This window comes from Clostridium aceticum (assembly GCF_001042715.1).
Classification (GTDB): domain Bacteria; phylum Bacillota; class Clostridia; order Peptostreptococcales; family Natronincolaceae; genus Andreesenella; species Andreesenella acetica.
Genome location: NZ_CP009687.1, coordinates 1,973,874 through 1,998,688, shown reverse-complemented (window position 1 = coordinate 1,998,688; position 24,815 = coordinate 1,973,874). Strand labels below are relative to the sequence as shown.

The following is a 24,815-nucleotide window of genomic DNA, read 5'->3' as shown; positions in this document are numbered from 1 at the left end:
TGTCAATTTTATAAAGGAGGAAGATAGTATGACTTTATTAGAAAATGCAAGAAACGGTATCATCACTGATGAAATGAAACAGGTAGCTATAAAAGAAGGGGTGAGCGAAGAGTTTATCCGTCAAGGAATCGCTAAAGGGGAAATCGTATTGCTAGGAAGTAAGCACCACAAAGGTGTATGTCCAGTTGCAATAGGTACAGGACTATCTACCAAGGTCAGTGCCAGTATCGGTATGCATGGTGCTGAGGATAGTATTAGCGGAGAAATTGAGAAGATGATGACAGCAGTGGCAGCAGGAACAGATGCCCTTATGGATTTAAGTATAAGTGGAGATATAGATGGCATGAGAAAAGAAGCTTTAGCTGCTACGCCAAAACCGATTGGAACTTTACCCCTATATCAGGCTTTAGCTGATGCCAAGAAAAAACGAGGCTCTTCCCTCAAAATGACAGTAGATGATTTATTTGAGGTAATTGAAAAACATGCTGCTGAAGGAATAGACTTTTTGGCATTACATTGCGGTACCACGATGGATATTGTTGCAAGAGCAAAGCGTGAAGGAAGAATTGATCCTCTAGTAAGCTTTGGAGGTGCCCATCTAATTGGCTGGATGATCCACAATGAAGCAGAAAATCCTTTATATGAAAATTTTGATAGGCTGTTGGAAATAGCAAGAAAGTACGATGTAGTTTTAAGCTTTGCTGATGGTATGAGACCGGGATGTCTTGCAGATTCTTTAGATGGAGCACAGGTTCATGAACTTGTAGTCTTAGGAGAGTTGGTAACCAGAGCAAGAAATGCAGGGGTACAGGTGATGGTAAAAGGTCCAGGACATGTTCCTATCGATGAGATAGAGACAACAGTAAAGCTGCAAAAGAGCCTATGTAAAGGTGCCCCTTATTTTGTCTTTGGTCCGCTGGTAACAGATAGTGCAGTAGGTTTTGATCATATAAGTGCAGCTATAGGTGGTGCCATTAGTGCCTTTGCCGGTGCAGAGTTTTTATGCTATGTTACCCCAGCAGAACATGTAGGTTTACCTAATAAGAAACAGGTTTATGATGGTGTGATGGCTTCACGAATTGCTGCACATGCTGCAGATGTAGCTAAAGGGTTAGAAAAAGCTATTCAATGGGATTTAGAAATGTCACAGGCTAGAAGAAACTTAGATTGGGAAAAACAAATGGAATTATCCATCGATCCCGAAACTGCAAGAAGAATGTGGAAGGAAAGAAGCGATGACTTTTCTTCAGAATGTACCATGTGCGGAAAATATTGTGCTATGAAGATCGTATCACAATTCTTAAATAAGGATAACAATATGGCCACTGCTTAAAAACGGTAGGGATAGACTTAAATTGAAGTATCAAAGAGATCAATACAATGCTGTTAAACATAGCAACAATAGCATAGATGAGGTATTTAAAATAAAGTGAGTAAATCTAGGAGGGAAAAAAATGAATCAAATAGATGCGGCAAGAGCAGGCAAGGTTACAGAAGAAATGGAAATCGTTGCATTACAAGAACAAGTTGAAGTGGAATTTGTTAGAAAGGGTGTAGCAGAAGGAAGAATCGTTATACCTAAAAATAGAGTAAGAAACCGTTCGAAAATATGTGGTATTGGTGCAGGTTTAGATATTAAGGTGAATGCCCTCATCGGTACCTCCAGTGATCGAGACCAAATGGATATGGAGATGAAAAAATTAAGGATTGCTGAAGAAGCCGGCTGTCACTCCTTTATGGATTTAAGTACCGGAGGAGATATAGACGGTATGAGAAAACAAAGCTTATCTTTAGCCAACGTAGCTGTAGGGAGTGTACCTGTTTATCAAGCAGGGGTGGAGGCAATAGATAAAAAGGGTAGTATTGTAGGGATGACTTCTGATGATCTTTTTGAAACCATAGAAAAACACGCAGCTGACGGTATGGATTTTATGGCAATTCACTGTGCATTAAACTTTGATATCATCCATACCCTTCAAAAAACAGGAAGGGTAACAGATGTAGTAAGTAGAGGAGGGTCCTTCCTTACAGGCTGGATGCTGCAAAACCAAAAGGAAAATCCTTTATATGAAGAATTTGATAGGCTGTTGAAAATCATGAAGGCTTATGATGTAGTTTTAAGTATAGGAGATGCTATAAGACCAGGATCTACAGCAGATTCATTGGACCAATCCCAAATCAAGGGTCTGATGGTTGCAGGGGACTTAGTAAAAAGAGCTCTTGCGGCAGGGGTTCAAGTAATGATTGAAGGTCCAGGGCATGTGCCACTGAACCATGTAAAAACCACCATGGAACTACAGAAAAAACTATGCCATAACGTTCCTTATTACATATTAGGCTTCCTTGCAACAGATGTTGCTCCAGGTTATGACAATATCACAGGTGCCATCGGTGGTGCTTTTGCGGGAATGCACGGTGCAGACTTCCTTTGCTACTTAACACCTGCAGAACATTTAGGCTTACCTAATGAAGATGATGTAAGAACAGGGGTGATCTCTACAAGAATTGCTGCACAGGCGGCAAATGTTGCTAGAAAACGTGGTCATGTCATCAACAACGAACTACAGATGGCGAAGGCTAGAGTAGGAATGAACTTAGAACAGCAACTTCAAAGGGCAATTCATCCAGAAGTATTGAAGGCGGCAATGAAAAACCAGAAAAATGATAACCATCACTGTAGTGCTTGTGGGGATGATGATTGTGCGATGCAGGTGGCGGCGAAATACTTCGGTATTGCATAGATGCTGTTATAAACTTTTATGTTGAAGATAAGGAAGTCCCAATGATGAAAGGATGATGATCTATGTCTGCTAAATTAGCTGAAATAATTCAAGAAATTCAACCCAGTAATAAGGCGTGGGGATTGAAGGCAAAGGAATATTTAAATAATCTAGCAACACCTCCAGGAAGTCTGGGGGAGTTGCTTACGTTGGCAGAGCAATTGTCAGCAATAAAGGAAACCTTAAAACCTTCAGTAAAAAATAAAATGGTTATCGTCATGGCAGGAGACCACGGAGTAGTGGAAGAAGGGGTGAGTGCTTTTCCACAGGAAGTTACGCCTCAAATGGTGGCAAACTTTGTAAAGGGTGGAGCCAGCATCAATGTATTATCAGAAGTGGTAGGAGCAAAGGTTGTTGTAGTGGATATGGGGGTAGCAGTAGATTTGACGGACTTCGTTGAAAAAGGTAACGTGTTACCCTATAAGATAGATTACGGAACAAAAAATATGACAAAAGGACCGGCAATGACGAAAGAACAAGCGGAAAAAGCACTTTTAGCAGGAATCGAAGTGGCTGGCAAAATGATTCAAGAAAAGGGAGTAGAATTAATTGCCACTGGAGACATGGGTATAGGCAATACCACCCCTAGCAGCGCCATTGTGTCAGTGATGACAGGTAAAAGTGTTGTTGAAGTTACTGGTAGAGGCACTGGTGTAGACGATAAAGGGTTAGAAAATAAGGTTCTCGCCATAGAAAAGGCAATAGAAATCAATCATCCCGATGCTAAAGATGCTTTAGATGTTTTATCCAAAGTAGGAGGCTATGAAATAGCAGGAATAGCTGGGGTGATTTTAGGAGCAGCTTATCATAAAGTGCCAGTTGTTGTTGATGGTTTTATCTCTACTGCGGGAGCTTTGATTGCAAAAGGGTTAAATCCAAATGTAGTAGATTACATGATTGCCTCTCATAAATCTGTAGAAGTAGGTCATCAGCATATGTGGCAGGCGTTGGGCTTAAACCCTATACTTGATTTAAAGTTTCGGTTAGGTGAAGGTACTGGTGCTGCTATGGCGATGAATGTTGTTGAAGCTGCTGCTCAAGTAATCAATAAAGTACTTACCTTTGAAGATGCAGGGGTTAGCAAAGATGCTTAATCTCTTCTATGACCCTCAAAAATCTGGTGCCCAGTATTTAGAGGATTTAGCTTGCAGTTATTGGAATTCACAGGTAATCTTTACTGCTGTAGAGTTGGAATTGTTTGCCTACATAGGAACAGGGTCAAAAACCTTAGCAGAAATCACCCGTCACTATGCCAGCAATGAGAATGCAATGGATCGGTTTCTCAATACTTTGACAGTTCTAGGTCTGCTGGTAAAGTATGAGGCGTGCTATTATAACAGTCAGTTGGCTTCAGAGTACTTAATAAAGGATAAGGAATTGTATCAGGGGGATTCAATTTTATGGAGGAAAGAACTGCATGCTAACTGGCAGGATTTAAAGGAGACCTTAATCCACGGAAAACGTCTCAACTATATTCCTAATGAAGATGAAGAGGTGCTTAAACAGAGAACAAAGAAATATATCAGAGCAATGGACTGCATAGCAAAGTCTAAGGCAAAGGAAGTTGTCAAGTTCTTTGAAGGGTTACATTTAGAGGGCAGCCTTTTAGACGTTGGGGCAGGGTCCGGTGCCTTCTCTGTAGCTTTTCTAGAGGAATTTGATGGGATGAAGGCCACTCTTTTTGATTTAAGTTCTGTTATTGAAATAACCAAAGGAAATTTAGCAGATACGCAACCTAATATTTCCTACCATCAAGGAAATATATTAGAGGATTGGGATTTAGGAACAGAAAAATTTCATGTAATCCTATTATCCAATATTCTTCATGCCTACTCAGAGGAGGAAGTGGAGCATATTTTAAGCCAAGCGGCAAAATGGATTGATCCAAAAGGATTCATCGTTGCACATGATTTTTTTATGGAACATCATTCCCTAAAGGCTCGATTGTCTGACTTAAATATGATGGTGAATACCTATAACGGCAAGGTGTTTGAAGGGGATTGGGTATGTAAAACATTAAAAAACTTGGGGTTTTACAATGAAGGGCTTTTACCATTGGAAAGTGATACAGCCCTCATCATCGCCTCAAAGGATAAGGAACTTTTAAAAGAAATTCACAGAAATCCAAAACAAAGTCTGATGTTAAAGCTGAGAAGCCTTAACTTTAATAATTTACAACTTCTATCCACCGAAGACATAGCCTTCACTGAAGCAGCGGCGGTAAAATGTCAATTTGGTTGTGAACATTACGGATTAGGAAAGTGTCCTCCCAATAGTCTGCCTATAGAAAAAACAAAAAAACTTTTAGAAGAATTTAAATATGCCTTACTGCTAGAGGGGGAGCCCCCTACAAAGGATTTTCAACTTAAAATATTGGCAGCTGAAAAAGAGGCCTATCAGCAGGGATTTTACAAAGCCTTTAGTCTTTGGGCCGGTCCCTGTTGTCTATGCAGTCAATGTAAACCCAACAGCACTTGTCCCCAGGCAAGACCCTCTATGGAGGGATCAGGTATAGATGTTTTTCAAACAGTAAGAAATTTAAAGGGAAATCTTGAAACATTAAAAAATAAGAATGACTACGCCAAATATTTTGGTTTATTATTATTGGAGTGATTACATGAAGGTATTATTTATACAAGCCATGTCTACAGAGGCTGCTACATCTGAGATGGTCTATCCTATAGGGATTGTTACCTTAGCTACTTTGCTTAAAGAGGATCATACTATTGAGATTTTTGATATGAATATTCAAGAAGATCCCTTTAGTCAGTTAAAAGAGAAGCTGCAAAGCTACCCTCCAGAGGTAATCTGTGTTTCCTTAAGAAACATCGACCCTCTAGGAAATAAGATGACCTCTCTGATGCCTCCCTTTGTAGCCACTGTAAAGATGATTGCTGCCCTTGTCCCCAAAGGAAAAATTATTGTGGGGGGCACTGGATTTTCTCTTTTTCCTAAAAGAATCATGGAGGAACTACCAGAGATTCAGTATGGCATCATTGGAGAAGGGGAGAATACATTACCTCAACTGCTGGAGAACTTAGAAAATCCATCTCATCTTAAGGGATTATGCTTCAGAAAAGCAGGGGAGATCGTGATACTCAATCCCTCTAGGGAATTAGACATGGAATATGACTACATTCAGCCGGATAGAAAATTATTGAACCCAGAGCTCTACAATAGTAGAAATAGTTATGTGCAGGCTATGGGGGTAGAGACAAAAAGAGGTTGTCCCTTTCATTGTAGCTACTGCGTATATCCTAATCTACAGGGAAGAAAACTTCGCTGTAGAGATCCTAAACAAGTGGTGGATGAAATTGAATTGCTAAGTAAAGAATATGGTATCGAGAGAGTACACTTCACTGATCCAGTGGTAAATATACCAAAGGGGCATTTGGAGAGGATTTGTTCTCTATTAATAGAGCGAAATGTACAAGTAAAATGGAGTGGATTTTTTCGAGAGGATTACTTAGACGAAAAGAATATGATGCTTTTTAGAGATTCTGGTTGTGAATGTTTCTCCTTTTCTCCTGATGGTCTTTCTCAAGAAGCCTTAGATGTTTTAGGGAAAGGGCTAAAGATAGAGGATATTATAAGAGCCGCAAAGCTGTCTGCCAGCACAGGTGTTCTTAGTGTATATCATTTCATGGTAAATGTTCCAGGAGAAAGTGAAGCTACTATAAAAAAAGGTATGGAATTGATTGATGAAATCTATGCTATTCATCAAGAAACAAAAAGCCTAGGGACAGTTGTTCTAAACAATGTCAGGCTTTATCCAGATACACCTATTTATGAAATAGCTAAAAAGCAAGGTCTTCTTTCGCCTTCTACAGATCTGCTTTATCCCGTTTACTATAACCCTGAACCTTTTAGTAGTATTCGCCATCGCTTGGAAACCCTCCATTTATGTAAAAACATTTTTATGTGGCAGGAGTTGAAATAAAATGAAAATCCTATTATTAGAACATCCTCGACAAATTGGAGAGGAAAACATCAATGATATCGCCAATGCACCACTTTCCTCCTGTTTGTTTACTGGATATATTGCAGGGGTGCTAAAAGAACAAAGGCATCATGTAGATATAGTTGAAGGTTATTTAGAGAGACGCTGCTATGAAGAAATCTACCAAATGATTAAAGCCTTCAAACCAAAGGTACTAGGGGTTCATATGGTATATCAATGGAAGGCAGACACAGAGCTTTATCAGTTGTTAAGGCAAGTGAAGGAGGAGGGCTTGGTATCCTATATCACAGCCTACGGTTATTACCCTACCTTTGCTTATGAAGAAATTTTCCAAGAGTGTAGTGCCTTGGATTCTATTATTCTTGGAGAACCTGAAATGACTTTTTTACGGCTTGTTGAAGAATTAGAGACCCATAGTACACATCATCAATTGAAGGGAATTGTCTATAGAACATCATCAAACCAACTGCATATAGAGTATGCTGAAGCCTTCGAAGCTTTAGATCATATTCCTTTTCCCGAAAGAACTGCTGCCTCTCTATCTATAGGAGAAGTGAATATTATGGGCAGCAGAGGGTGTTACGGCAGCTGCAGTTTTTGCTATATTAATCCCTTTATTGGCAGTGGTTGTTCTAAATGGCGGGGAAGAAGTCCTGAAAACATCGTAGAAGAAATAGATGAAGTTATCGCTAAAACCGGTATGAGGTCCTTCTACTTTACAGATCCTAATTTTTTTGGTCCCGGAAAACAGGGTCAGGAAAGAGCCATAAAGTTAGCTTCTTTGCTAAAGTCTAGAAATATACAATTTGGCATAGAAGCAAGGGTTAATGATATCCACGATACATCTATAAAAGCTTTAGTAGATGCTGGATTAAAACATATCCTGGTTGGACTTGAAAGTGGTAAAGAAGAAAGCTTGAAAAGATTGAACAAAATGACCACTGTAGAACAAAACGAAGAAGCTTTAAAAATCTTAAGAAGTCACGGCATAAAACCCAATATAGGTTTCATCATGTTTGAGCCAGATTCTACAGTAGAGGATTTGAGGATCAACTATGACTTCTTAAAAAGAAATGAAATTCTTAACAGTCTTGATATTACCGTCAACGTTCTTTACCATCACCAGATTATTCTTCAAGGAACAAAATCCTATAAAGAATTAAAAGAGCAGGGGAGACTAAAATTATCTTCTTTATCCACCTATGAAGGAAGTGCTGATTACAAAGATCCTCAGGTAGCTGCCTTTGCCGCCATCATGCGGGAGATAACAAATTGTATTTTTGGTTGTTATAAAACATTGTGGTGCAACGGTACCTATAGTGCAGAAGAAATGAAGGAAAAGTATGATAAAGTCAACACCATGCTAATCGGTGTGTTTGAAGAAACTTTAACCCTATTGGAAAAGGGAATTTCCATCGAAAATCACTATAAATCAAATACTGTCAAGGTTTTAAAGGAATATGTTTGTAACACATTGAAATAAATTTTCTACTACTATCTCATTAGCATTAACTTAAGCCATAATTTGTCATTAATCCAAGATCCTTCGCTACCCTCAGGATGACATTTGGAGAGAATTTTGCTAATAATTGTATTAAGTTAATGCCTATGACTAACTACCTATAATTAGGAGCTTTCTAAAGAGAGCTTCTTTTATTTTATTAGAAAAGGAGTTCTATAAGTAGGATTATTTGAAATAGTATAACCTATAATGGTATGATAGATAATATAGATAAGATAGGAGTTGATAGAATGAAGAAAAAGCTCGCCATTATTGCGGATGACTTTACAGGTTCTAACGATACCGGTGTACAATTTGCAAAAAAAGGGTTAGAAACTGGTGTTCTAACTGACCTTGATAAAATTGAAGAGGCACTTAAAAATTTAGATGTAGTGGTAATAGATACTGAAAGCCGTTTTGATTCAAAAGAAACTGCTTATGAAAAAGTAGCAAAAGCCGCCAAAATCCTTTATAATAATAAAATTGATTATATTTACAAAAAACTAGATTCTACCCTCAGAGGAAACATTGGAGCAGAAATTGAAGGAGCAATGAATGCTGTAAAAGCAAAGCTAGCTATTGTAGTTCCCAGTTTACCCAAGAATGGTAGAAGGGTTGTAGGGGGAATCCATTTGGTCCATGATGTTCCCCTTGAAAAAACAGAATTTGCAAAAGATCCTATGAATCCCACACATTATTCTTATGTCCCAGACATCATCGCACTTCAGACAGATAAAAAAATAGATATCATCCATCTTCAGACGGTACTAAAAGGTCCTGAAGGCATTACAAGCAAAATAAAAGAACGCATTAAAGAAGGTATTGAAATTATCGTGATTGATGCAGTAAGCAGCGAAGATCTAATGAATATATCCCGTGCAATTTTAGGAATTGAAGAGAAGTTTATCTTTGTTGGTTCTGCTGGACTTGCTGAGTTTCTTCCTGAAACTTTAGGCATCATAAAAAAGGACGTAGCTAAAGTAAAAAAAGGAAATGTGGTGGTGGTGGCAGGAAGTGTAAGTGATGTTACCAGAGCGCAAGTAAACCATGCTGCCAAAAATTCCTCTGTAAAGGTTGTCGATATTGATATTGAGCATGTTTTTAACAGTCCTCAAAAGGAAAAGGAAAGTATCTTAAAGCTTGCCAATGATTATTTAGAAAAAGATCAAGACGTAATCATTCGATCAGCTAAAACCAGAGAAGCTGTGGAACAGGCTAGGGAAGTAGGCATAAAAAATGGCTTGTCAGCTGCCGATATAAGCAAAAAAATTGCTGAGTTTTTAGGGGAGGTAACAAAAGAAATTTGTACAAAGTTAGAGATAAAAGGGGTATTATTAACGGGAGGAGATATTGCTATTAAAGCAGCAAAACTTATGGAGGTTTCAGGAACAATTATTGAAGATGAGCTGTTGCCCGCCATCCCTATAGGAAGGTTCATCAGTAAAGAGTTTGGTCACATAGCTATTGTAACAAAAGCTGGAGCCTTTGGAGAAGAAGATGCTATTTCAAAAATTATAGAATCCTTAAAGAAAGGGTGATACATATGACAAAAAATAAACCGATTATTGGTATTACCATGGGAGATCCTGCAGGTATAGGCCCTGAAATCATATTAAAGAGTGTGAAACATAATAAAGTGAAAGATTGTAATTTAGTGGTTATCGGTAATATGGATGTAATGAGCAAAGTAAAAGACCTGATTAAAATAGAAGATGTTCAACTAAATAAAATAAGCCAAGTTTCTGAAGGAAAGTTTCAAGAAGGTGTCCTCGATGTGCTTCATATGGATAATATCAATATAGATGAATTAGTTCCAGGAAAAGTACAATCTATGGCAGGTAATGCTGCTTTTGAATATGTGGTGAAGGCGGTGGAATTGGCTTTAAATAAAGAAATCGTTGGGATTGCCACAGCTCCTCTAAATAAAGAGGCAATGAAGGCAGCCGGTCACCACTTTCCAGGTCATACGGAAATATTGGCCCACTATACCGACACCAAAAACTATGCGATGCTTCTTTATGACGAATCATTAAAAGTAATTCATGTCTCCACCCATGTTTCTTTAAGAAAAGCCATTGACACTTTGCATAAAGATCGAGTAGCTTCTGTTATCGAGATTGCCAATGAAACTTTGAAAAAACTAGGTTACGATTCTCCACGAATTGGTGTAGCTGGCATCAATCCTCATGCTGGGGAAGGGGGCTTATTTGGAGATGAAGAAGAACAAGAAATCATACCTGCTATTGAAAGAAAACAAAAAGAAGGGGTGCAGGTGGAAGGACCTATCTCACCAGATACCATCTTTTTAAGAGCAAAACAAGGAGATTATGATATCGTAGTGGCTATGTACCATGACCAAGGACATATTCCCCTAAAATTGATAGGATTTCACAGTGGTGTAAACGTAACAGCAGGGCTTCCTATCATAAGAACATCAGTAGACCATGGTACTGCCTTTGAAATAGCATGGAAGGGTATAGCCAATGAGGAAAGCATGGTACAGTCTATTGAACTGGCTAAGATTTTGTCAACCAAGTAAGCAACATGAAAAAAGCATCATCCCTTAGACCGATAGCTGAACTTATTTCACTGAATTGAAATATACACTTAAAAATAAAATAAGCTAATAGAATACCTAAACTTATTCTATTAGCTTATTTATTTTTTGGGCTTTGCTAACACTACTGTTGACTTTTGACTAGATAATTATAGTAACAACTGATGGCGACTTTGTCATCCTGAAGGAACTGAAGGATCTTAGCTATCTTATTAGCAACTGCCAATCAATTTATGATTAACTTCTAAAGAACGATGACAGATACACCATCAGGAATAACAGTGATTTTTGCATCTTCCTTTGCTAAAATCTTATCTGCCAGTTTTATAGCTTCTTCTACAGAAGCAGCAGGGATCATATGTAAATCAGAAACCATCTCGTCTGGAGCTTCCGACACATAAATAACTTTTGCATTTTTAAGGACTCGTGCGAATATCTGAGATTGCCATTGATCTGGAATCGTCTTCTCACTTGGTGTGGCTAAAAATGCATCCATCATTTTGCTTACATCTTTTTCTTCTTTGAAGGTCTTATGAAAATGATCTCCACCATGACCATCATTGGACTTTGCAACCATGATAATGATACCACCTTCATTCACCGTGGCCTCAGCTGCTGTCATTCCCTTGACTGCCTGATAAATGTTTTGATCTAAAGGGTATCCTCCGTTTGTTACGATTACTATATCGGAAGGAACACTATCTACCTTACAGTAATCATTTAAAAACTTACAACCCTCCTTATGAGCTAAATCACAGTCACCAGCCACCGCAAAAATGACTTCCTTTTCAGAGTTGATAACAACATTTACTATAAAGTCTAATCTTGCCGCCCTTGCAGCATATAGCATATCTGTTTGAATTGGGTTTCCATCAATAATACCAGTTCTTGCTTTTTCATTGTCTATAAATTCCGCATTATGATTATACATAACAGTAGCTCTGCTGGCGACTCCAGGTAACACACTTTTTCTTCCACCAGAGAAACCAGCGAAGAAATGGGGTTCTATAAATCCTTCAGAAACAAGAAGGTCTGCCTCTACTGCTAATTTGTTAATAATTAATAGTCCACCAGAGGGAAGTACACCTATATTCACCAGCATACTTTCATCATCACAATCATGAACATATATTTTTTCATTGGCTATGATTTCAGATCCAAACTTAGCTTCTAGTTCCTCTTTCGTTGTTTCCCTATGGCATCCAGTGGATATTAATATTGTAATATCAGCATCTGGATTACCTTTTCTTATTTCCTCCAACATCAAAGGCATGATGATCTTACTTGGTACTGGTCTTGTGTGGTCACTTGCTATGATAACCACCTTGTTTTTTCCCTTAGCCATTTCCTTTAATCTTGGGGTTCCTATGGGATTTTCAAGAGCCTTTTTCACCTGTTCTATTTGGCTTAGTTCTGGTTTGTACTCATGCATTTCAGATACTAAAACTGCATTCAGTCTTTCTTCTGGTATTTTAACATTGATATGTTCTTTTCCATAGGGCAATTTAATCGTTGTCATCATTTATTCCTCCAATCTCCATGCTTAATATGTTTATTTTACCATTATTTTACATTACTGCATAGCTGCCTTAGCTTCTTCTCTCCTATGTAAGTAGTTTACCAGTATAGGACATAGTATTGCAGTAACAATGATGGCTGCAGCGATTTGAACTGTAGCTGTTGGTGCAATGGCTGCTAAAGATTCATCCACCGTTGCTAAAGCTGCTGGTGTTGCAACCGCATTTCCTGCTGTTGTACCAATCGCTGCACCAATTTGAGGACGTTTTGCTTTAAGAAGCTTCATAGTAAAATATCCACCAATACCTGTTATTAGAGTAGATGCCACTCCTAAAATAATACCAGGAAGACCTGCTTCAATAATCTGACCAAAATTTAGAGCTGCCCCTAATGGAAAGGCAAAAAATGGTATAATTAATGCTGTTCCAGGTGCTAAAAACTCTCTTAAATTTTCATCTAGATTACCTAAGATAAACCCTATTAGTATAGGGATAATAGTAGCTACCAGGGCTATGATGGGTACAGTAGCTATTCCCGTTATACCAAATGCCAACATGGTAAAGAATGGTCCATCATTTAAAGAGAGTATAGATATTGCTCCAACGTCTGTTGAATCACCAAACTCTCCAGCTAAAGCTGCGTAAAGTCCTCCGTTTGAATTGGTCAATGCTCCAATGACCGCAAGTGAAGAAATTCCTAAGACACCTGCTTGACCGAATAAGTTGTTCACAAGAACACCTAATACTGCACCAATAAGTACTTTTGATGCTGTCAAAGCCACCCCTTTTACTAAGGGAGAGCCTACTTGCTTAGCATTTATTTGTGCACCATTACAAAATAGAAATACTGCTAAAATCGGCATTGCACCTGTTTTAAATAAATGCGTTGTAAATCCACCTATTTCCAATGCTTCTGGGAAAATTGTATTAATTAATGCACCCAGCAAAAGCGGAACTACCATCAACCCTCCTGGAACTTTCTTAACAAATTTTAAAATATCCATTTATTCCTCTCCTTTACCTTTATGAAAATTTTAAGAAATAATACTTTTTTTCTTGCCATCACTATTATTCTTTTTACTAATATCCTTTATTCTTTTATTCTTACTTTTAACGTATTTTAGCCTATAAGAGAAAATTTTATACTTTTTTAACTTTTTCATCAAACTCTTCTTTATTACAATAAATATACCTGAAAAACTAGCATTTGAATCATAGGGCGAAAGATAGTTAGATGAAGGCCTCGAACTATAAAAAATTAATAAAAAATAGACTAGAATGATTCCAATAGGTAATACTAGATTTGGAGGTGTATGCAAATGCGATTAATAGCAAGATTTTTAGACCAAAGAGAAGCTAGTGGCCTTATAGATAGTCTTCGTATTGCAGGCCTGGACCGTAAAGACATGATTGTCAGCAGTTTTGCTAAGGAAGAGAAGTTCCACAGCTTTGAAGCTGCAGCTGATGAAGTAACTTTTATTAAAACTGAAAGAGATGGACTAGGTGAACTGGGTACCTTTGTAGAAGGAATTTCTGGCCTAGAGGGAAATACTGGTATTGTCGTTGCAGTAGAGACATCTAAACATGATAGCAACCGTATAAGAGAGATTATGGAGCAGTCAGGGGCTGAAGAGATTATCCAAGATTAGCACTAGATTAAAAGAATTAATATTAATAAAAGACTCATAACGAAATCGTTACGAGTCTTTTATCAGTACTAGTCAATTATATTGTTATACATACGTTTCACTAAAAATTCTGCATAGTCTAAAGGAAGACCATAAACTTCTGAGCAGACATCTTCTGTAGTTAATTCCCTATAGCCAATGGTATTAGGTTTGCTATTAGCTTCAATTAGCCAGAGGTTTCCTTGCATATCTAAGCCTACATCCAATCCTATTTCACCCATAGATCCAAAGGTAGCTTCTAAAGCCAACAAAACCTTATTGGTGAAATCAGTTATAGATTGCCAAGATAGAGAAGGGTGCAGCAAATTCTCACCAGGAACCACCAAGATCTCCTCAGCTCCAGCGGAGTAATTTGTAACAACACCACCAATAGGTGCAATCCTGAAGTCAAGAGCAGTAATTTTCCACTTTCCTCTATTATCTTTTTGACACAGTATTCTCATATCAAATATTCTATCACCAATCTTTGCTAAAACGATTCCCTTCTGCAAAATCGCTTTAGAATCTAGTTCTTTTACTAAAAACTCATATAATGTGGTGATATTGTAAAATTCCCATTCTTTTACTCTAGATCCTCCTGTCCGACATAGATAATTCCCTTCTTTTTCTTCAATTCTTATTACCTCTTCACCAAAACTGCCATAGTTACTCTTTGCAAAAATAAAGTCATAGTTATCTAAAAAGGATTTTAAAGCTAAAGGAGAGAGCAAAGTAGTTTCTGGAATAAAGTGTTTTATTTCCTCAAAAAAAGTTATGGCGTTGCATGTTTCCCATTTTCCTAATGAACGTACTGCATTAATAACCTGCAAATCATAGTTTTTACGCATCCTCTTATTAGCTTCTTTAGCCTCCAATCTTTTTTCTATATCAAAGGGAAATGTAGCCATGTCGTAAAGAACTTGAGGGAAAGGAAGGTATTCTTTAACCCAAGATTTACTAATAGGATTTAAATAATGTGCAAGAACTAGTTTTCTGTCCCAATCAATTTTGTCTAGAGTAAAATAATAAAGGAAAATACCTTTTTCTAACGCAAGTAAAGAAGTTTTTTCAAACTCGTAGGTTTCCTCTAGATAATCTCTGCTATCTGCCGAGATCGTCATTCCTACAGTAGGCTGTAAAACCAAGTGACAGTCGGAAACCATGATTAGAGAAACACCTTCACCATAGTAGCATGGCAGTTCATCAAAGGCAGTATTGGATACATACATGATACTAGAGTCGGTATCCATTTCTTGTTCTCTGACCTCTACTTCCGCAGAGGACACACCTACTTGCAGGACAATTTTTTGCCCTGACTTAAACATGAACACTTTCATCTGTTGAGGATTTAGAAAAAGCACTCTTTCAAAACATTCATCATCAAATCTTTTTAAGAAATAAAGCCTATAATATCTAGAGGACAAAAGCTTTATTTTAGGAGCGATATCAAACTTACATAAGGAGAAGCTTAAAAACATCAGACTTTGATGTATTACATTTGTAATCGCCTTATCTTTTAGTGCAGCAAAACTTACCTTCAGAGGCCTGCCGTTAACCTCAATAAGCCATACCTTTCCATTAACATCAATGCCTAGATCTATACCTAACTCACCTAAAAATCCATATTTTTCTTCCATTTTATAGCCTATTTTTATTGAAAGTAATTCAATCTGTTCTATGATTTCATGTTCTCTTCCAGGAAAGGACATAGCTAATACATCTTTTATTTTCAGCACCTTGCCCCCGCTACGGGGACCTGTAATAACACTTCCCTCAGAGGCTATACGGGCATTTATTCCAGTAACTTCCCAAGTTAAGGGTTCTTTTTTTTGCAGCATTACCCGTATATCGAAGCGGTTACCTAAAAAAGTTGCAAGCTGGATGGGAGCCTGCAGCACATATTTTTGATTTTCAAATAAAAGGGAAGTTAGCTGTTGCACCATAGAATGGCAGTCTTTACAAAAAATTTTGTTATTAGCATCTTCTTCACGGAATGCGATTAGAAAATTACCTTTTTTCCGTGTTACCTTCATTACACCTTTTCCTTTATAGAGCTTGTCAGGCTTAATATATACAGACTTGAAATCATTTATAAATTGGATAAGGTTTTTGACACTATAGGGTGCAAAAATGGGTAAGTGCTTGTTTATTTGAGGATAGTTAACTAGATGTTCATACGTATCACGTTTACATACTTTTATAACCTCATTAAACAGCTTTATAGACAACCCTTTGTCAGCAATGGTTTTCCTTAGAGTATAGGCATTCTTTCTGCCCTGTTCTCCAAAGCACCTATCATAAATCGTTTTAGGCAGGGGATAAGAGGATTTAGTCCAAACATTATTAATATCCCATTGGTATCCATATACCTTTAATTGATCCCAATCAATGTCAGAAAGTGTGAAGAAATAAACTATGCTGCTATATTTGATACCTATATTTTGAAAGAAGTAATAAACACTATCCCATCCACCGTTTTTAAGATATTCAATTTTCTCTTGTTTGATAAATATCCCTATTATTGGACCCAATACTAGGGTACTACTGTTAAATTTTAAGTTAAGTCTGCTTCCTGAAGGAATACATAAATCTTCAAGAAGTTTTTCACTTAAAAAGAAAATATTATTTTTGTGATCTGTATGATTAATTCGAATGTCAGCAGAAGTTGTAATCATTCCTGCTTTTAAAATATACTTACCGCTACTCATGTCAATATAAGAAGAATCAGAAGATAATTCCAGGTAGTTTTCTTCACTTGATGTCCCTCTAATTTCAATATCTTTTATTAGCTCCAATATAACTCACCTCCTGATTCCTATATATGCAAACCAATTACTTAAGTGAGTATATGAAAAATCAATATTTTTTTATGTTTTTTAACGCATAAATTCATTTTATTCATATTATAAATTCATTACAACTTTTTATGTAAATTTAAAGCTCACAGCAATGTTTGAAGCTGTCTATTATTTTTAGAGAAGAAGTGCTAGGAAGTTCTTCTTGGAAGCCCATGGTTTTAATTATGAAATAGAGCATCAGATTGATAAAGGAACAAAAGTTTGAGTAGAGATTATAAATTAGGATAATTTATTAAAGGAAATAGATAAGACAATAAAGAATAGAAGATTAGAAGAGATGTTAAAAGTTTAAAAAAGAAAAAGGGGAGGGTACTACTTTTATGATGGATCAAATCAATATGCGTAGAAGTGTACGAAAATATGCTGATAAACCAGTAGAAGAAGAAAAACTCGTGGAACTCTTTGAAAGTGCAAGACTTGCTCCTTCTGGTCGTAATACTCAGCCTTGGCATTTTATTATAGTAAAGTCTCAAATGACGAAGGAAAAATTAGCCGAATTGTCTCATAACCAAAAGTGGATGCTAACAGCACCAGTTTTTATTGTATGTGTTGCAGATCTACGCTCTAGAATACAAGGAGAAGCAGAATTACTTATCGATGAAAGCAGTCCTCATGAAGAGTTAAAACAAATTATCAGAGATACATCTATTGCTATTGAACATATTGTGTTAGAGGCAGAAAACTTAGGATTAAATACTTGCTGGGTTGCATGGTTTACTCAAAAAGACATTAGACCCATTCTTAATATACCTTCTGATAAGTATGTAGTAGCTATTCTTACCCTTGGTTACGGGGAAGAAATCCCTCAAGCAAGACCACGGAAAAAACTTGAAGAAATAGTACATTATGAAAATTGGTAAAAAATTATGGTTTGTAGGGCTGATTGCAAAGTCCACTGAAGTAATAGATATAATTTTTCAGTGGACTTTGACTACAGCTCTTATTTTTTTAGGAATGAGAAATTGAAATTCTATTAACCGTGTTCTTAAACTGAAGAGGTGTCATTTTAGTAAGTTTCTTAAAAATCATATTATAATAGTTTTGATTGTTATAACCTACAGAAATAGCAATATCTAGAATAGACTGATTTCCCTTTAGCAGCAACGTCTTACTTTTCTCTATTCGAATTTCATTTAAAACCTGTGTAAAGGTTTTAGTAGTTTCCTTTTTTAAAATAGAACAAAAATAACATTTGCTAATCCCAAGATAATCTGCTACATAACTTACGTTTAAAGCAGTGTTATACTTAGCATCCATATAGTCTAGGGCTTTTTTTACATATAAACTGTAGGAGCTTAATTTTTTTTGTCTTATAAAATCACTATCTTCTGCAATATTACGTAATAAAGAAATAAGATGAGGTATACAACTATCAGGCTTATATAAGATTTCTCTATCCTGCTCAGGCTGAGTTCTATAGGGGCCAATAATATAAACGCCTCTATGAACATTTCTAGGACAAATATAAAAAACTGTGAAATTTATGGCATCAGAGGAGAGGGTAAAGGTAGAGGAACTATCCTCTTTATATAATTCTTCTTCAGTTTTTTCAAAAACCTTTTGATATGTATAAATATCCTCTAATCTTTCATTGTATCCTACAGTATGTATAAGCTCTCCCTCATAAGTAAGAGCTTTGATGGGTAGATGAGTACATAAAAAAAACTTCTCCATGTTATCCAAAATATGTTTTTTACCAGCAGTGCTATAGACAACTTCCATAATCCTTCAACTCCTTTTTGAAATCTTTTTTAAAACGCAAAAATATAGTTATAAAAATATAAATATACTTAAGAACCATTATCTTTTAACTGATATTATTATTGAGAAAGAAAATCAAATTCAGTTGATATATTTTATTATAACAATGACTTTAAGGAGGTGTCAAATAAAATACTTCATCACTTTAGCAAGGAGGCGACATGAAAAAAAGATACTTAGTTTATGCATTGATTATACTCTCTATTTCTTCTATTTTTATAGGAGTAAAAAATATTAGTTTCTTAGATATCCTGCATTTTAATGAAGAAAAGATTCAAATATTAGTATTGAGTCGATTCCCTCGATTGATTAGTATTATCGTAGCTGGTATAGGCATGAGCATAAGTGGTTTGATTATGCAGCAGATTACCCGCAATAAATTTGTATCACCAACAACAGCTGCAACAGTAGATAGTGCTAGATTAGGGATTTTGGTTTCTCTTTTACTCTATTCTTCTGCCAGCAGTCTTCAAAAAATGTTGATTTCTTTTGCTTTTTCCTTAGGAGGAACATTTCTCTTTATAAAGATTTTAAAAAGAGTAAGATATAAGAACGAAATTTTTGTACCACTTGTTGGTATTATGTTAGGCAATATTATAGATGCTGTTACCACCTTTTTTGCCTATAGGTATGACCTTGTACAAAATATTTCCTCATGGTTGCAAGGAGACTTTTCTATGGTGATCAGGGGCAGGTACGAACTACTGTATTTCAGTATCCCTCTTACCATCATGGCTTATTTATATGCTAATCAATTCACAGTAGCAGGAATGGGAGAAGAGTTTTCTACAAACCTAGGACTGAATTATAACAAAGTTGTTAACATAGGCTTGATCATTGTGGCCTTATTAACTTCACTTGTAGTGATTACTGTAGGGCGAATACCCTTTTTAGGATTGATTATTCCAAACATTGTAACCATTTATCAAGGGGATCACTTAAAAAAGAATCTTTTACCCACCGCTTTACTGGGGGCAGTATTCTTGCTGTTTTGCGACATCCTTGGGCGAATCATCATTTATCCCTATGAGGTTTCCATCGGACTGACCACGGGTATATTGGGAAGCCTGATATTTCTCTATTTATTGGTAAGGGGGAATAAGCGATGAGTTATAGAAAAAAGATTGGGTTGCTTACACTTTTGTTAGTTGTATTAACAGTACTTTTTCTAGGAATTGGTCTCAATAGTAATAATTGGAGCTATGCACTTTCCAGACGAATTCCAAGGATTGCAGCAATCTTATTAACAGGTTCGGTCATTGCCTTTTCCACCATGGTTTTCCAAACCATTACCAACAACCGCATATTAACCCCTAGTGTTTTAGGGTTAGATGCTCTATATATCTTCATACAAACCTTGATTGTTTTTATCTTTGCCGGCAGAAGCTTAACATTGGTAAGCAGACATACAAACTTTCTATTATCTGTCTTACTCATGATTATTTTTTCAAGTATCCTTTATAAGTTTCTGTTTAAAAAAGAACAACAGAATATTTACTTTCTTCTGCTGATAGGCCTGATATTCAGCACATTATTTCAAAGTCTATCTTCTTTTATGCAAATGTTGATTGATCCAAATGAATTTGGCATTGTTCAAAGCAGAATGTTTGCTAGCTTTAACAACGTAAATACAGACTTGTTGTATATTGCTATAGGCATCATTTTATGTGCAGGAGTTTATACTTACCCCTATATAAAGATCATGGATGTGTTATCCTTAGGACGAGAAGAAGCTATCAATTTGGGGATAGACTACGATAAATCTGTCAAGAGGATGTTGATCGTTGTTGTTATCATGGTATCTGTAGCCACTGCATTGGTTGGGCCGATTACGTTTTTAGGTTTATTGGTGGTAAATCTTGCCCGAGAACTGTTACATACGTACCAACATAAATACTTAATTACCACATCTATTTTAATTAGCGGCATTGCCTTAGTTGGAGGGCAATTGATGGTTGAAAGGGTACTAAATTTCAAAACACCTTTAAGTGTTATTATTAACTTGGTGGGAGGATTGTATTTCATATATTTATTGTTAAAGGAGGGTAAAGAATGATAGAGGTAAAAAATCTAGTGAAAAAATATGGTGAAAAAACAGTGGTAGATAATGTATCTCTTAAAATACCCAGTAAAAAAATCACCTCTTTTATTGGCCCCAATGGTGCTGGAAAAAGTACTTTATTGGCTATCATCAGTCGCTTGAATAAGAAAGATGCTGGCAAAGTCTTCATCGAAGGTAAAGAGATAGAAGCATGGGAGAGCAATGAACTTGCCAAGAAAATCTCTATATTAAAGCAATCAAATCATATCAACATCCGTCTAACCATAAAAGAACTGGTGAGTTTTGGACGTTTTCCCTACTCTCAAGGAAATTTAACACAGGAGGATTTGGAATATATTGATAGAGCTATGGCCTATATGAAACTGGAGGACATACAAAATAAATATTTAGATCAGTTAAGTGGAGGGCAAAAACAAAGGGCTTATATCGCAATGGTGATTGCTCAAAATACAGAATATATTCTTTTGGATGAACCATTGAACAACTTAGATATGAAGCATGCTGTAGAAATCATGAAGATTTTAAAGTGGCTAGTAAAAACGCTGGGTAAAACGATTGTTATAGTGATTCATGATATCAATTTTGCTTCTTGCTACTCTGACTATATTGTAGCTCTAAATGAAGGCAAAATAATTAAGGAGGGTAATGCAGAATGTATTATTGATGAAAAAATCCTTGGTGGGATCTATGACATGGATTTCAAGATAAAGAATATTAACAATCAAAAAATTTGTGTTTATTTCTAATAAAAGGCTTCGTTAAAGATCTAGAGATGTTGTAGAAAGTTATTAAAAAGTTGATATAAAATCAGTAATAGGTTTTAAAACAGCTAAAAAATAAAAAAATAGGAAGGTGAAATGAATGTTTAAAAAGAAAAGTTTGATTTTATCGGTATTATTATTAATGATTTCTGTAGTAGGTCTAACTGCTTGCAGTTCTACAGAAAGCACAGGAGCTGAAGAGGAAAAAGAAGAGGTTATTGAAACAGCTGCAGAACCAAAGATTCTCACGATTACCCATGAATTAGGTGAGGCTACTTTAGAAAGGAATCCTCAAAGAGTAATCGTCTTTGATTATGCGACATTAGATTCTTTAAATCAAATGGATATAGAAGTGATAGGTTTACCTAAATCTAATATTCCTCAATACTTAGAGAAGTATAATGACTCTCAGTACACTGATGTAGGCACCTTATTTGAACCTAACTACGAAAAAATTTACGAGCTTCAACCAGATTTAATATTAATCTCTGGAAGACAAGCAGATTTATATGAAGAGTTTGAAAAAATTGCTCCAACGGTATACCTTACCATCGATACACAGGATTATCTTGGATCCTTCAGTAGCAACCTAACAACCTTAGGCGAAATATTTGAAAAAGAAGATTTTGTACAGGAACAATTACAAGTTATACAACAGAAAATTACTGAACTGAAGCAATTGGTGGTGGACGCTGAGAAAAAAGCATTAATTATTGCGGCCAATGACGGGGCTTTAAATGCCTTTGGAAAAGGGTCAAGATTCAATATCATACATAATGAATTTGGTTTTGCTGCAGCAGATGAAAATATCGAAGTGGCGAATCATGGCCAAAGCATTTCTTTTGAGTACATCGTAGAAAAAAATCCTGAAGTTATCTTCGTTATTGACAGAGCTGCAGTAACTGGTGGAACTGCCGCAGCAGAACAAGTATTAGACAACGACTTAGTAAAGATGACAGACGCCTATAAAAACGATGCAATTCACTATTTAAGTGCCCATGTTTGGTACGTAGCATCTGGTGGCCTGGAAGCAACAAATATTATGATCCAAGAAGTACGAGGGGCTATTCAATAAAAAAAGATCAAAGTAAAGGTACAGCAGACTAGACTGTACCTTTATTTGTTTTTGCATCTTTTTTCATGTGTTGTTATAATACTTGTATAGTGAACTGCCATCACCTAATTATGTTGATATTATAAACAGACCCACTGAGGATAGATTTTTTCGTTTTTTTTTACAATCTTATCCAAAACACTTGTTCGACATAGCCCCCTTTGATATACTGTTTTCTATATGAAACAAATTTAAACCCTATTAAAATATAAAACACAAGATAAGTCAATAAAGCAATGATTTATGGTATTATTATGTGTAGTATCCACAAAAGAAAAGAGGAAGTAAAATGACTATAAAAAAACAACACAACTATGGTAATGACAGTCTTTCAACCTTACAAGAGAAAGATAAGGTTAGGCTTAGACCGGGAGTAATCTTTGGTAGTGATGGTATAGAGGGGTGTTGCCATACCCTTGTGGAGATTGTAGCAAATGCTAGGGATGAAGCACAAGAGGGTTTTGGTAGCCTGATAGAAGTATTTCGCTATAAGGACCGCTCTATAGAGGTAAGAGATAGGGGGAGAGGTATCCCTCTAGAATATAATGTGAAGGAGGAGAAATATAATTGGGAGATTGTATTTACCATTCTTTACGGTGGAGGAAAATATAACAACAATTCTGGCAGTAATTATCAGTATAGTATCGGACTAAACGGTCTAGGTACTGCCGCCACACAGTTTGCCTCCGAGTACATGGATGTAGAGGTCTATAGAGATGGACATAGATATCAGCTGCACTTTGAAAAGGGAGAGGTTATTGGTGAATTAATAAAAGAAAAATATGACCATCAATACACTGGTACAAACATTAAGTGGAAGCCAGATCTAGAGGTTTTCAATGATATTGACATCTCCTTAAGCTTTTTTAAAGAAGTCCTCAAAAGACAAGCAATCGTAAATAAGGGAATTACCTTTAAGTTATATGATGAAGAAACAGATGAAACTTTTCAGTATTACTATGAAAATGGTATTATAGACTATGTAAAAGAGATCAACGGAGAAAAAGGATTTACTGAACCTCAGTATTTTGAGCTTGAAACAAAGGGGAGAGATCGTGAAGATAAAGAGGAGTATAAGCTAAAAATCGAAGTGGCTTTTGTCTTTAATAATGAACATAATCTCCTTGAATATTATCATAATTCCTCCTTTTTAGAGTATGGAGGAGCTCCAGATAAGGCTGTAGATAGCGGTTTTTCTTCCCAAGTTCATAGTTTTATCAAGGATAAGAATAAGTACACTAAGAATGAAAAAAGAGTAACATTTACTGATATCAAAGATAGTCTTATTCTGGTGACCAATACATATTCTACCATCACCAGCTATGAAAACCAAACAAAGAAAGCTATCACCAACAAATTTATTCAAGAAGCGATAACTGCTTTTTTAAAGGAAAAGCTTGAAATTTATTTTACAGAAAACCAAGCTGATTTAGAGAAGATTGTAGATCAAATACTAATTAATAAGCGAAGTAGAGAAAAGGCAGAACTAACTAGGATAGATGTTAGAAAAAAATTAAGTAAAGGTATTGATAATTTTTCTAACAAGGTCAAAAAGTTTGTAGACTGTAGAAGCAAAGATATCACTAAGAGAGAATTGTTTATTGTAGAAGGAGATTCTGCATTGGGCTCAACCAAAATGGGTAGAGATGCGGAATTTCAAGCTATTATCCCTGTCCGTGGAAAGATATTAAATTGTCTAAAGTCCGATTATGATAAGATATTTAAAAACGATATTATCGTAGATTTATTAAAAGTATTAGGCTGTGGCGTTGAGATCAAAAGTAAGCATAGCGATTTAAGCTTTTTTGATATTGACAAACTTAATTGGAGTAAGATTATTATCTGTACCGATGCGGATGTAGATGGATTTCAGATTAGGACGCTGATTCTGACCATGCTCTATGTCCTTACGCCTACGCTAATTGAAAAGGGGTGTGTCTATATAGCGGAATCCCCCTTATATGAGATTACCGATAGCAAAGACAATACATTTTTCGCCTATTCAGAGGGAGAGAAAAATACTATAATAAAGAAGCTAAAAAGTAATTATAAGATTCAAAGATCTAAGGGTTTGGGAGAAAATGAACCTGACATGATGTGGCAAACCACCATGAATCCAGAAACAAGAAGGTTGATTAAAGTCACTCCAACAGAAGCACAGGCCACCAAGGAAGCCTTTGCTCTGTTTTTAGGAGATAATTTACCCGGCAGAAAAGAATATATCTCAAAGCATGGTTCTAAGTATCTTGACCAATGTGATGTTGTTTAGAAAAGAA

General features: G+C 36.2%; 19 protein-coding genes. 15 read left to right on the top strand and 4 right to left on the bottom strand.

Going from position 1 to position 24,815, the window contains the following annotated elements; translation table 11 throughout:
- The first annotated feature begins 28 nt into the window (after nucleotides 1-28).
- From thiC to pdxA, 8 genes are all read left to right on the top strand, one after another.
- Nucleotides 29-1,333, top strand: coding sequence for a phosphomethylpyrimidine synthase ThiC (gene thiC / locus CACET_RS09375; RefSeq protein WP_044822904.1), 1,305 nt, complete (start codon nucleotides 29-31; stop codon nucleotides 1,331-1,333).
- A gap of 121 nt (nucleotides 1,334-1,454) precedes the next feature.
- A complete protein-coding gene (gene bzaB, locus CACET_RS09370; protein ID WP_044822905.1) occupies nucleotides 1,455-2,741 on the top strand; it encodes a B12 lower ligand biosynthesis ThiC-like protein BzaB in 1,287 nt (428 codons plus the stop codon).
- A gap of 62 nt (nucleotides 2,742-2,803) precedes the next feature.
- Nucleotides 2,804-3,874 carry a nicotinate-nucleotide--dimethylbenzimidazole phosphoribosyltransferase gene (cobT, locus tag CACET_RS09365; RefSeq protein WP_044822906.1) on the top strand — a complete coding sequence of 357 codons (1,071 nt, stop codon included), beginning with the start codon at nucleotides 2,804-2,806 and terminating at the stop codon, nucleotides 3,872-3,874.
- Nucleotides 3,867-5,393 carry a DUF2284 domain-containing protein gene (locus tag CACET_RS09360; protein WP_044822907.1) on the top strand — a complete coding sequence of 509 codons (1,527 nt, stop codon included), beginning with the start codon at nucleotides 3,867-3,869 and terminating at the stop codon, nucleotides 5,391-5,393. The genes cobT and CACET_RS09360 overlap by 8 nt, the downstream gene beginning before the upstream one ends.
- Before the next feature lie 4 nt (nucleotides 5,394-5,397).
- Nucleotides 5,398-6,720 (top strand): B12 lower ligand biosynthesis radical SAM protein BzaD, encoded by a 1,323-nt coding sequence (gene bzaD / locus CACET_RS09355; RefSeq protein WP_044822908.1) that lies wholly within the window; start codon nucleotides 5,398-5,400, stop codon nucleotides 6,718-6,720.
- Nucleotide 6,721: 1 nt separating this feature from the next.
- Nucleotides 6,722-8,224 (top strand): B12-binding domain-containing radical SAM protein, encoded by a 1,503-nt coding sequence (locus CACET_RS09350; RefSeq protein WP_052661186.1) that lies wholly within the window; start codon nucleotides 6,722-6,724, stop codon nucleotides 8,222-8,224.
- 269 nt (nucleotides 8,225-8,493) lie between these two features.
- Nucleotides 8,494-9,780, top strand: coding sequence for a four-carbon acid sugar kinase family protein (locus CACET_RS09345; protein ID WP_044822909.1), 1,287 nt, complete (start codon nucleotides 8,494-8,496; stop codon nucleotides 9,778-9,780).
- A gap of 5 nt (nucleotides 9,781-9,785) precedes the next feature.
- Entirely contained in the window at nucleotides 9,786-10,781 is a 996-nt protein-coding gene (gene pdxA / locus CACET_RS09340) for a 4-hydroxythreonine-4-phosphate dehydrogenase PdxA (protein WP_044822910.1), read from the top strand.
- 262 nt (nucleotides 10,782-11,043) lie between these two features.
- Here the strand turns inward: pdxA and larA are convergent, their stop codons facing one another.
- Both larA and CACET_RS09330 read right to left on the bottom strand, forming a co-directional pair.
- A complete protein-coding gene (larA, locus tag CACET_RS09335; RefSeq protein ID WP_044822911.1) occupies nucleotides 11,044-12,318 on the bottom strand; it encodes a nickel-dependent lactate racemase in 1,275 nt (424 codons plus the stop codon).
- A gap of 54 nt (nucleotides 12,319-12,372) precedes the next feature.
- Nucleotides 12,373-13,320, bottom strand: a complete 948-nt coding sequence (locus CACET_RS09330; protein ID WP_044822912.1) for a 2-keto-3-deoxygluconate permease — start codon at nucleotides 13,318-13,320, stop codon at nucleotides 12,373-12,375.
- 315 nt (nucleotides 13,321-13,635) lie between these two features.
- Here CACET_RS09330 and CACET_RS09325 point away from each other — a divergent pair, with 315 nt between their 5' ends.
- Nucleotides 13,636-13,965 (top strand): hypothetical protein, encoded by a 330-nt coding sequence (locus CACET_RS09325; protein WP_044822913.1) that lies wholly within the window; start codon nucleotides 13,636-13,638, stop codon nucleotides 13,963-13,965.
- A gap of 68 nt (nucleotides 13,966-14,033) precedes the next feature.
- Here CACET_RS09325 and CACET_RS09320 read toward each other — a convergent pair whose 3' ends face one another.
- Nucleotides 14,034-16,778: a YheC/YheD family endospore coat-associated protein gene (locus CACET_RS09320; RefSeq protein WP_052661187.1), complete on the bottom strand. Its 2,745-nt coding sequence runs from the start codon at nucleotides 16,776-16,778 to the stop codon at nucleotides 14,034-14,036.
- A gap of 383 nt (nucleotides 16,779-17,161) precedes the next feature.
- Between CACET_RS09320 and CACET_RS09315 the strand changes: the two genes are divergently transcribed.
- The gene (locus CACET_RS09315) at nucleotides 17,162-17,701 is read left to right on the top strand and encodes a nitroreductase family protein (RefSeq protein WP_044822914.1); all 540 of its coding nucleotides are present in this window, start codon (nucleotides 17,162-17,164) and stop codon (nucleotides 17,699-17,701) included.
- A gap of 88 nt (nucleotides 17,702-17,789) precedes the next feature.
- On the opposite strand, the gene CACET_RS09310 is transcribed toward CACET_RS09315, so the two are convergent.
- Complete coding sequence (locus tag CACET_RS09310) at nucleotides 17,790-18,563, bottom strand: helix-turn-helix domain-containing protein (protein ID WP_044822915.1); 774 nt, start codon at nucleotides 18,561-18,563, stop codon at nucleotides 17,790-17,792.
- Nucleotides 18,564-18,763: 200 nt separating this feature from the next.
- On the opposite strand from CACET_RS09310, the gene CACET_RS09305 reads away from it, so the two are divergent.
- From CACET_RS09305 to CACET_RS09285, 5 genes are all read left to right on the top strand, one after another.
- Nucleotides 18,764-19,711, top strand: coding sequence for an ABC transporter permease (locus tag CACET_RS09305; RefSeq protein WP_044822916.1), 948 nt, complete (start codon nucleotides 18,764-18,766; stop codon nucleotides 19,709-19,711).
- Nucleotides 19,708-20,658 (top strand): iron chelate uptake ABC transporter family permease subunit, encoded by a 951-nt coding sequence (locus CACET_RS09300; RefSeq protein ID WP_044822917.1) that lies wholly within the window; start codon nucleotides 19,708-19,710, stop codon nucleotides 20,656-20,658. The genes CACET_RS09305 and CACET_RS09300 overlap by 4 nt, the downstream gene beginning before the upstream one ends.
- On the top strand, nucleotides 20,655-21,410 hold the full coding sequence (locus tag CACET_RS09295) for an iron ABC transporter ATP-binding protein (RefSeq protein ID WP_044822918.1): 756 nt from the start codon (nucleotides 20,655-20,657) through the stop codon (nucleotides 21,408-21,410). The genes CACET_RS09300 and CACET_RS09295 overlap by 4 nt, the downstream gene beginning before the upstream one ends.
- 115 nt (nucleotides 21,411-21,525) lie before the next feature.
- Nucleotides 21,526-22,500 (top strand): siderophore ABC transporter substrate-binding protein, encoded by a 975-nt coding sequence (locus CACET_RS09290; RefSeq protein ID WP_044822919.1) that lies wholly within the window; start codon nucleotides 21,526-21,528, stop codon nucleotides 22,498-22,500.
- A gap of 328 nt (nucleotides 22,501-22,828) precedes the next feature.
- Complete coding sequence (locus CACET_RS09285; protein ID WP_044822920.1) at nucleotides 22,829-24,808, top strand: toprim domain-containing protein; 1,980 nt, start codon at nucleotides 22,829-22,831, stop codon at nucleotides 24,806-24,808.
- The last annotated feature ends 7 nt before the right edge of the window (nucleotides 24,809-24,815 follow it).

Excerpts from the sequence above, each read along its gene's own strand:
- thiC (WP_044822904.1), top strand. The coding sequence starts at position 29 with ATGACTTTATTAGAAAATGCAAGAAACGGTATCATCACTGATGAAATG.
- bzaB (WP_044822905.1), top strand. The coding sequence starts at position 1,455 with ATGAATCAAATAGATGCGGCAAGAGCAGGCAAGGTTACAGAAGAAATG.
- cobT (WP_044822906.1), top strand. The coding sequence starts at position 2,804 with ATGTCTGCTAAATTAGCTGAAATAATTCAAGAAATTCAACCCAGTAAT.
- CACET_RS09360 (WP_044822907.1), top strand. The coding sequence starts at position 3,867 with ATGCTTAATCTCTTCTATGACCCTCAAAAATCTGGTGCCCAGTATTTA.
- bzaD (WP_044822908.1), top strand. The coding sequence starts at position 5,398 with ATGAAGGTATTATTTATACAAGCCATGTCTACAGAGGCTGCTACATCT.
- CACET_RS09350 (WP_052661186.1), top strand. The coding sequence starts at position 6,722 with ATGAAAATCCTATTATTAGAACATCCTCGACAAATTGGAGAGGAAAAC.
- CACET_RS09345 (WP_044822909.1), top strand. The coding sequence starts at position 8,494 with ATGAAGAAAAAGCTCGCCATTATTGCGGATGACTTTACAGGTTCTAAC.
- pdxA (WP_044822910.1), top strand. The coding sequence starts at position 9,786 with ATGACAAAAAATAAACCGATTATTGGTATTACCATGGGAGATCCTGCA.
- larA (WP_044822911.1), bottom strand. The coding sequence starts at position 12,318 with ATGACAACGATTAAATTGCCCTATGGAAAAGAACATATCAATGTTAAA.
- CACET_RS09330 (WP_044822912.1), bottom strand. The coding sequence starts at position 13,320 with ATGGATATTTTAAAATTTGTTAAGAAAGTTCCAGGAGGGTTGATGGTA.
- CACET_RS09325 (WP_044822913.1), top strand. The coding sequence starts at position 13,636 with ATGCGATTAATAGCAAGATTTTTAGACCAAAGAGAAGCTAGTGGCCTT.
- CACET_RS09315 (WP_044822914.1), top strand. The coding sequence starts at position 17,162 with ATGATGGATCAAATCAATATGCGTAGAAGTGTACGAAAATATGCTGAT.
- CACET_RS09310 (WP_044822915.1), bottom strand. The coding sequence starts at position 18,563 with ATGGAAGTTGTCTATAGCACTGCTGGTAAAAAACATATTTTGGATAAC.
- CACET_RS09305 (WP_044822916.1), top strand. The coding sequence starts at position 18,764 with ATGAAAAAAAGATACTTAGTTTATGCATTGATTATACTCTCTATTTCT.
- CACET_RS09300 (WP_044822917.1), top strand. The coding sequence starts at position 19,708 with ATGAGTTATAGAAAAAAGATTGGGTTGCTTACACTTTTGTTAGTTGTA.
- CACET_RS09295 (WP_044822918.1), top strand. The coding sequence starts at position 20,655 with ATGATAGAGGTAAAAAATCTAGTGAAAAAATATGGTGAAAAAACAGTG.
- CACET_RS09290 (WP_044822919.1), top strand. The coding sequence starts at position 21,526 with ATGTTTAAAAAGAAAAGTTTGATTTTATCGGTATTATTATTAATGATT.
- CACET_RS09285 (WP_044822920.1), top strand. The coding sequence starts at position 22,829 with ATGACTATAAAAAAACAACACAACTATGGTAATGACAGTCTTTCAACC.